The following is an 8,665-nucleotide window of genomic DNA, read 5'->3' as shown; positions in this document are numbered from 1 at the left end:
GCGGCCTTGGCCGCGCTGCTTGGCTGGCGCACGGAGGACGATGCGTGGCGCTGCTCGCCGTTGGATGGCGCGCTCCTCGCCTTGGCCGGCTGCTTTCTGCTTTCCGGTTACCTTGCAATGCAAACCGGCTCACCGCGCCCGGCGATCAACGGGGCTTGGCTTTGGGTCAGCCTTCTTGCCGGCATCGTCGTCTTGCGCCGGCTGGTCCGAACCGACCGAGAACGCCGCGCGCTCGTCGCCGTGATGGTGGCACTGGCGGGAGCGCTGGGGACGCTGGGAATCGAGCAATTCGCCGTGGAATTGCCGGCAACGCGCCGCGCCTACTTCGCGAATCCGGATGGGGCGCTCCGCGCACAAGGAATCTGGTACGCGCCCGGGTCTCGCGAACGGATGTTGTTCGAACAGCGCCTACAAAGCACTGAACCGTTTGCCACGTTCGCACTGACGAATTCACTGGCGGGATTTCTGGCGCCTTGGCTCGCCGTCGCGGCAATTTCAACGTGGCAAGAGCGTCGAGCACTGCCGCAGCGCACGGCCGTCTGGTTGGGACCACTGCTGTCGTGCGTGCCAATCGCCGCTTGTTTATTGCTGACTAAGAGCCGCAGCGCCTGGCTGGCTGTGATGGCGGGCGTCGCGCTGTGGATGCTTTGGCAACTCCGCCAAGGGAGTTGGTGGCGCGGAAAATGGTTCGCCGCCGCCGCGGGCGTCGTCGTGGCCGCCTTCGCCATTGCCGCCGCCATAGGGGCGATTGATCGCGAGGTCTTCACCGAGGCGGGGAAATCACTCGGCTACCGCGGCCAGTATTGGCAGGCGACTGCGGCGATGATCGCCGATCATCCGTGGATCGGCGTGGGGCCCGGGCAGTTTCAGGAATATTACACGCGCTACAAAGCGCCGACCGCGAGTGAAGTTGTCGCGGATCCTCACAATTTCCTCTTCGAGGTCGCCGCAACTGCCGGCCTACCGGCGCTGTTGCTCGCGCTGCTCGTGGCGCCGTTGGCTTGGCGCGAAGCGCGACGAGCCAAAACCGTGGATTCATCGCTCGGCCAGAGTGACTCCGCGGCGTGGATACTGGGAGGCGCGATCGCGGGATTTTTTCTCGCTTGGCCGCTGGGCTGGTTGGCGCAGACCGGGCCGTCGGTGACTGCGTTCTTCGTGGGATTGCCGGCGATGCTCGTGGCGCTGGGGCTGTGGCATTTCTGGGGAAACGAAGGGCAACTGGACAATCGCGTGGTCGGGCTTGGCATTTTCGTATTGCTTTTTAACCTGTTAGCGGCCGGGGGCATCGGCATCCCCGGCGTCGCGGGGTCGCTCGGGTTGTTGCTTACGCTGTGGGTGGGCACTCCTGCTTCGACCAATTCCTCGAGCAGTTCGGCGAGCCGATTCACCGCCGCTGGTCTCGCGGGCGGTTTCGCTCTCTTGGCCGTGGCCTGTTATTGGACCGCCTATCGCCCTGTGACCCTGGCGCAGGCGGCGCGCCAGGTGGCGATCGACGATCCGCGGCATGCGGAATCGCACCTCATAGACGCCACGCACGCCGATTCCACGGCCGCGCAGCCTTGGCGGGACTTGGCTAGCTGGCGGTTCGCACGCTGGCAGGCGACTCCGACGCCCGAAAACTGGCAAGGTACGGCCGAGGCGATTGGCGAGGGATTGAAACGCTCCCCCAACGCGGCGGTCGGTTGGTATCAGGCCGGCAATATGCACCTGGCGGCCCATCGGGCATTGTTGGGTGGGAAGCACCTGGCCGAGGCGATCGGGGCCTTTCAGGAGGCGGTCGAGTTGTATCCCAATCACGCCGAGTATCGCGGAACCCTGGCTGTGGCATTGGCAGATTCCGGCGAAGCGGCGGAAGCACGTAGCGCGGCCGAGCGTGCCTTGGAGTTGGATCGGGTGACGCCGCACGTCGACCAAAAGCTTTCCGACGGGCTTCGCGAGCAGCTGACGAAGCTGCTTGCAGGTCAATCGCCTCCCTAAATTGGCGGTTTCGGCGTGCTGCGCCGCTCCTCCAACTGCCAGGGGAAACCTATGATTCCCTATCCCGGGGTGGTTCCGCGCGCCCGTCGTGGCGGCGGTTACCGGTCTTGGCGGATATGGCTACAATGCGGGTTTGTTGGCGGGTGACGAGGGCAAAAGAATTCGGATGGCCACGATTCGCACACAATTGGCAGTTTTGGGAGGCGGCCCGGGGGGCTACGCCGCCGCCTTCCTGGCGGCCGATCTCGGCATGCAAGTGACGCTGATCGAACAGGATCCCCGCCTGGGCGGCACCTGCCTGCTGCGCGGTTGCATCCCGTCGAAGGCCCTGCTGCACGTCGCCGCCGTGCTCTCCGAAACGTCAGAAATGCACGAGTGGGGCGTCGAGTTCCCCAAACCCCAGATCGCGATTGAACGGATGCGGGCCCGCAAGGAAAAGGTGATCAGCACGCTTTCCGGCGGCCTGACGCAATTGGCCAAGCAGCGGAAAGTCGAAGTCATCCACGGCCAGGGCGTGTTCATCGACTCGCAGAATCTGCGGATCGTCGGCGAGGCCGACGGCGCGAAGAAAGAAGATCGGCTGATCTTCGAGCATTGCATCCTGGCGACCGGATCATCGCCGACGAAGATTCCGGCCTTCGACTTACCGACCGATCGCATCATGGACTCGACCGGAGCGTTGGAACTGCGAGATATCCCGGAATCGCTGCTTGTCGTCGGCGGCGGATATATCGGCCTGGAGATGGGCACTGTTTACGCCGGCATTGGCTCGAAGGTCAGCGTCGTGGAACTTACGGACGGCCTGTTGCCGGGCGCCGATCGTGACCTGGTCCGCCCGCTCCATGAGCGACTGAAGAAGAAGTTCACAGCCATTCATTTGAAGACGAAGGTCGCCGGGTTGAAAGACGTGGGCGACGCAATCGAAGTGACGTTCGAAGGTCCGGAAGGTCAAGTCGTCGAGCGCTATTCGCGCGTGCTGGTGTCGGTGGGTCGAAAGCCCAACAGCGCCGGCTTCGGCCTGGAGAACACCAAGGCACAAATCAATCAGCGCGGTTTTGTCATTGTCGATAAGCAGCAACGCACAGCGGATCCGCACATCTTGGCGATCGGCGATGTCGCCGGCGAACCGATGCTGGCCCACAAGGCGGCGCACGAAGGTAAGGTCGCCGTCGAAGCGCTGCACGGCGAAGCGGCCACCTTTGAACCAGCGGCCATCCCCGCGGTGGTGTTCACCGACCCGGAAATCGCCTGGGCCGGGCTGACCGAGGAAGAAGCCAAAAAGCAGAATCTGCAAGTTGAGATCGCGCGTTTCCCCTGGGCTGCCAGCGGCCGCGCGCAGGCGCTTGGCCGCACCGAGGGCATGACCAAAATGATCATCGACCCCGGCAGCGAACGCGTGCTGGGCGTCGGCATTGTCGGCCCCGGCGCTGGCGACTTGATCAGCGAAGGCGTATTGGCGATCGAGATGGGCGCCGTCGCCCGCGACGTGTCCGATTCCATCCATCCGCACCCAACGCTGAGCGAGACGGTGGCGTTCGCGGCGGAGACCTTTTTCGGCACGGCCACCGATTTCTACCGTCCAAAGAAAGCGCACTGACGACTGGCGTTACGAGCGCGCAAGCACGAAGAGAGAATCCACGATGGCGATGACCGACGCGGTTGATGTTCCGAGTGGCGACTCCGATCCCGGCGAGACGGCCGAGTGGCTCGAGTCGTTGGCCTATGTGCTCGACGAAAAGGGCCCGGAGCGCGCACGATTTTTGCTGAGCGCGCTGGAAGAAGCCGCTTACCGGCAAGGGGTCGAAGTGCAGCGCACTTCGACGACGCCGTACATCAACACGATTCCGGCCGATCGCCAGCCGCCGTACCCGGGCAACCGTGAGATCGAGCGACGGATCAAGAGCATCATCCGCTGGAACGCGATGGCGATGGTGGTTCGCGCCAACAAAGAAAACGACGGCATCGGCGGGCACATCTCGACGTTCGCCTCCGCGGCCACGTTGTACGAAGTCGGCTTCAACCATTTCTTTCGTGGGAAGAGCGACGACTTCTCCGGCGACCAAATTTACTTCCAGGGACACGCTTCGCCCGGCATCTACGCGCGGGCGTTTCTCGAAGGACGAATCACCGAAACGCAGTTGGTGAATTTCCGCCGCGAATTGCAGCCGGGCGGCGGACTTTCGAGCTATCCCCATCCCTGGTTGATGCCGAACTTCTGGGAATACCCGACCGTCTCGATGGGCCTGGGGCCGATCATGGCGATCTACCAGGCGCGGTTCAACAAGTATCTGACCGATCGCGGCATCAAGGATTGCAGCCAGACGCACGTTTGGTGCTTTGTCGGCGACGGCGAATGCGATGAACCGGAAACGCTCGGTGCGATCACGCTGGCCTCGCGCGAAAAGCTCGACAATCTGATCTTCGTGATCAACTGCAACTTGCAACGGCTCGATGGTCCGGTCCGTGGCAATGGGAAGATCATTCAGGAACTCGAAGGCGCGTTCCGTGGCGGCGGTTGGAACGTCATCAAAGTCATCTGGGGCGATGAGTGGGATTCGCTGCTCGCCAAAGACGAGGACGGCCAACTCGTCAAACGGATGGGCGAAGTTGTCGACGGTGAGTACCAGAAGTACACCGTGATGCCCGGCAGCTACATCCGCGAAAATTTCTTCGGCAAGTATCCGCAACTGCTCGACCTGGTCGATCACTTGTCGGATGAACGACTGAGCAAACTGCGCCGCGGCGGCCATGATCCGGAGAAAGTTTACGCGGCGTTCAAGGCGGCGCTCGAATCGAAGGGCCGGCCAACGGTGATCCTGGCCAAGACCGTCAAGGGTTACGGCCTCGGAGAAGCCGGCGAAGGGCGCAACATCACGCATTCGCAGAAGAAGCTCAACGAAGACGAGCTGCGCGAGTTTCGCACGCGGTTCGGCATTCCGATTTCCGACAAGGAAGTCGGCAAGGCGCCGTTCTATCGTCCGCCGGATGACAGTCCCGAGATGCAGTATCTGTTCGAGCGGCGCAAGTCGCTCGGCGGGTTCGTGCCCAGCCGCACCATGCGCGCGCAGCCGATCGAGACGCCGTCCTTAAGCGAATTCATGGAGTTCACCAAAGACGCCGGCGACCGCACCTTCGCGACGACGCAAGCGTTTGTGCGATTCTTCTCGAAGCTGCTGCGCGACAAGAACATCGGCAAATTGATTGTGCCGATCGTCCCGGACGAGTCGCGCACGTTCGGGATGGACCCGTTGTTCCGCCAGATCGGCATCTATTCGCACTCAGGGCAGTTGTATCAGCCGGTCGATTCGGACCAGGTGAGTTACTACCGCGAAGCCAAGGACGGGCAGTTGCTCGAAGAAGGGATCACCGAGGCTGGCTCGATGGCCTCGTTCATCGCCGCGGGGACGGCCCATTCGGCCCACGGCGTGAACATGATTCCGTTCTATATCTACTACTCGATGTTCGGCTTCCAGCGGATCGGCGACATGGTCTGGTGCGCCGCCGATGCGCGCACCAAGGGCTTCATGCTCGGCGCCACCGCGGGACGCACGACGTTGGGCGGCGAAGGACTGCAACATCAGGACGGCCACAGCCACTTGCTGGCGTCGAGCTTCCCCACGGTGCGCGCCTACGACCCGGCGTATCAATATGAGATTGCGGTGATCGTCCTGGACGGCATGCGACGCATGTATGCCGAGCAGGAAGATTGCATGTACTACATCACGCTGCAAAACGAAGCGTACCACCATCCTGCCATGCCGGAGGGGACGGAGCGCGGCATCGTGAAGGGCATGTACAAGCTGTCGCACAAGTCGGCGGGCGAAGGTCGCCCGCAGGTGCAGTTGTTCGGCAGCGCCGCGCTGCTGCGCGAAGCGCTCCGCGCTCAGGACATTCTGCTGGAGCGCTACCAGATCTCCAGTAACGTCTGGAGCGTCACCAGCTACACCGAATTGGCTCGCGAGGCCCTGGCTGTAGAGCGCTGGAATCTACTGCATCCGCTGGAGGAGCCGCGCAAATCCTACCTGGATGAAGTGCTGGCCGGCGAGTCCGGTCCGTTCATCTCCACGTCGGACAACGTTCGCGCCGTGGCCGAGCAGATCAGCAACTACATCCCTGGCGGGTTGTATGCTCTGGGAACCGACGGCCTGGGCCGCAGTGAAAACCGCGCCCCGCTGCGGCGGCACTTCGAAGTGGACGCCGAATGCGTCGTCGTGGCGGCCCTGTCGCGACTGGTGCGGCAAGGCCACTGCGACCGGCAGAGCCTGGCCAAGGCGATTCAAGATTTAGGCGTCGACCCCGATAAGGCCGACCCGATGACGGCGTGAGGAAAGTAGCAATGATGAAGGATGAATGATGAACCTTTTAAGTGGCTCATCTCAATTGTTCATCATGCTGCATTCGTCATTCATAAATTGAGCAAATTCAGACGCAACTTTTGCCGGGAACATTTGCATGGCCGTTGACTTCAAGCTTCCTGACCTTGGCGAAAACATCGACTCCGGCGACGTGATCAGCGTGCTGGTGAGCGAAGGGGATGAAATCCAAGCGAATCAGGGAGTCATCGAGCTCGAGACCGGCAAGGCGGTCGTGGAAGTGCCGTCGTCTGTGGCCGGGCGCATCTCCAAGATTCATGTGAAGGTCGGCGACAAATTGCCGATCGGCGCAACGGTACTGACCGTCGAAGCGTCCAGCGCCGCAGCGCCGGCGCCTCCGGCCGCACCGCAGCCACCTGCTCCGGCGCCAGCGCCCCAAGCGGCCGCGCCGCAACCAGCAGCACCCCAGCCTGCTCCGGCAGCCCCCGCCCCGGTCGCCGTAGCGCCTCTTGAGGCGCCGGCCCCGGCTACGCCGCAGGTGAGCACCCCGGTTCAGGCGGCTTATTCGGCCGACAATGGCGCCAACGGCGGGCTCGCCCCGGCCGCCGCACCGGCGACGCGAAGGCTAGCGCGCGAGCTTGGCGTCGATCTGGGAAGCGTGGACGGATCCGGCCCTGGCGGGCGCATCACGCGGGAAGATATCGTCTCCGCGGTCCGCCAGAACAACGCCGCCGTGGCATCCGCCGCCACCGCGCCGAAACCGGCCGCCAAGGCCGCGCCCAGCGCGCCGGCTGCTTCAGCGCCGGCCGCGCCGAGCGCCGACGGCGTGGCCGACTCCGACTTCTGGGGACCGATTCGCCGCGTCGGCATGACGAAGATTCGCAAGACGATCGCCGTCAACATGGCGCGCAGCTCGGTGACGATTCCGCACGTGACGAACTTCGACTCGGCCGACATCACCGAGCTGGAGCGGATTCGTAAAGGCAGCACCGCCGACTACGCCGGCTCGAGCGTCAAACTCACCTCGATGGCCTTCGTGATGAAGGCCGTGGCGCTGGCGCTCAAGCATCACGGCACGCTCAACGCGTCGATCGACATGGACGGCGAGCAGTTGATTTACAAGGACTATGTCAACCTCGGCGTGGCGGTCGATACCGAACGCGGACTGGTCGTGCCGGTGATCCGTAATGTCGACCGGATGACCATTCCGCAAATCGCACAAGCACTGACGGACGTCGCCACCCGCGCCCGCGCGGCGCAGTTCACGCTCGACGACCTCCGCGGCGGCACGTTCACGCTCAGCAACTTGGGCACGGTCGGCGGGCAATTCTCCACGCCGATCATCAATCACCCCGAAGTGGCGATCCTGCTCCTGGGACGGTCGAAATTGCAGCCGGTCGTGGTGAATGAAACCAAGATCGAACCACGGCTCCTGATGCCGCTGAGCCTGTCCTACGATCACCGCCTGGTGGACGGCGCGACGGCCGGGCGATTCCTGAACGAAGTCATCAACTTCCTGGAAGTGCCGGGACGGCTGCTGTTGGCGCCGTAACGCGTTAGACGACGATCATTCACGAGTATTCCGTGGATGTTCAGCTACAATAAATGGATAGCGCTGAAAACCAGAACCATCCAGCGTCAAAATGTGCGATATCTTGTTAACCCGCATGATGGCGGCGATTCGAGCGTCATGAACGGACGTGCCAAGCACTTGAAAGTCGCTCATGAGCCTTCGCCACTCCGCAAATGAGCTGGGCGATTCAGTTAGCAGCTCGCACACGAGCAATATCGTTGAGATTCTGTGCTCTGCAACTTCGGGAAGCTTTCCATAGCCACCTCGCGCTGTTTCAGGCCGCGTCAACACATTCCAAAACTCGGCGATATTTTGCGCCGTCGTAAAGAGTGGTTCCTCGCGGCGCTCGAGTCTCCATAGCGCGGCGTTCGCCACAGCGAATTGTGGGTCGTCGCCGTCGAACAACCGGATCAGAAGCCTGTGTCAATTAGGTACGCCATCAATCGTGATCTGAATAGATATCTTCGCGAGAGAAATCGGATGGCAATCCGCCGTCGTACGTAGTCGCTTCCGCGAAGCGGCGCTTAAGCTCGTCCAGCGACAGTTCCGCCGACGTCGAGTTGGCCGCGGTGGTCGGCGTAGCAACCGTCACTTGCACGATGGCGTGGTCTGGAATCTCCACCGGCGTCAACGGACGCAGCACCCCGTCTTCGTAAATAGCTGAGAATGTCTGGCTCATACTGCAATCATACGCCGGACCAGTCTAGGCCTTGTCTCAAAACTGGGGTTTCCGTGCAATGCGTAACCGGCGACGATGTCGCTGAGTTTCGTTTTTGCCACGGAGGGCTGTTGAGATGGCGCG

General features: G+C 62.6%; 6 protein-coding genes. 4 read left to right on the top strand and 2 right to left on the bottom strand.

Annotation, left to right across the window (positions count from 1 at the left end):
• From SGJ19_06130 to SGJ19_06115, 4 genes are all read left to right on the top strand, one after another.
• A partial coding sequence (locus SGJ19_06130; GenBank protein MDZ4779812.1) for an O-antigen ligase family protein occupies positions 1 to 1,977 on the top strand: 1,977 nt, incomplete at its 5' end.
• A 166-nt stretch (positions 1,978 to 2,143) separates the two neighbouring features.
• On the top strand, positions 2,144 to 3,574 hold the full coding sequence (gene lpdA, locus SGJ19_06125) for a dihydrolipoyl dehydrogenase (GenBank protein ID MDZ4779811.1): 1,431 nt from the start codon (positions 2,144 to 2,146) through the stop codon (positions 3,572 to 3,574).
• A 43-nt stretch (positions 3,575 to 3,617) separates the two neighbouring features.
• Positions 3,618 to 6,302 carry a pyruvate dehydrogenase (acetyl-transferring), homodimeric type gene (gene aceE / locus SGJ19_06120; GenBank protein MDZ4779810.1) on the top strand — a complete coding sequence of 895 codons (2,685 nt, stop codon included), beginning with the start codon at positions 3,618 to 3,620 and terminating at the stop codon, positions 6,300 to 6,302.
• A 127-nt stretch (positions 6,303 to 6,429) separates the two neighbouring features.
• Positions 6,430 to 7,842 (top strand): 2-oxo acid dehydrogenase subunit E2, encoded by a 1,413-nt coding sequence (locus SGJ19_06115; protein ID MDZ4779809.1) that lies wholly within the window; start codon positions 6,430 to 6,432, stop codon positions 7,840 to 7,842.
• Positions 7,843 to 7,857: 15 nt separating this feature from the next.
• Here the strand turns inward: SGJ19_06115 and SGJ19_06110 are convergent, their stop codons facing one another.
• Together SGJ19_06110 and SGJ19_06105 are read right to left on the bottom strand one after the other, a co-directional pair.
• Positions 7,858 to 8,268 (bottom strand): type II toxin-antitoxin system VapC family toxin, encoded by a 411-nt coding sequence (locus SGJ19_06110; protein MDZ4779808.1) that lies wholly within the window; start codon positions 8,266 to 8,268, stop codon positions 7,858 to 7,860.
• A gap of 34 nt (positions 8,269 to 8,302) precedes the next feature.
• Positions 8,303 to 8,542 carry an antitoxin family protein gene (locus SGJ19_06105; GenBank protein MDZ4779807.1) on the bottom strand — a complete coding sequence of 80 codons (240 nt, stop codon included), beginning with the start codon at positions 8,540 to 8,542 and terminating at the stop codon, positions 8,303 to 8,305.
• Between the last annotated feature and the right edge of the window lie 123 nt (positions 8,543 to 8,665).

The sequence above is a fragment of the Planctomycetia bacterium genome, from assembly GCA_034440135.1.
Classification (GTDB): Bacteria; Planctomycetota; Planctomycetia; order Pirellulales; family JALHLM01; genus JALHLM01.
Note: the sequence above shows the minus strand (reverse complement) of the source record. Positions and strands in the feature narration are given on the sequence as shown.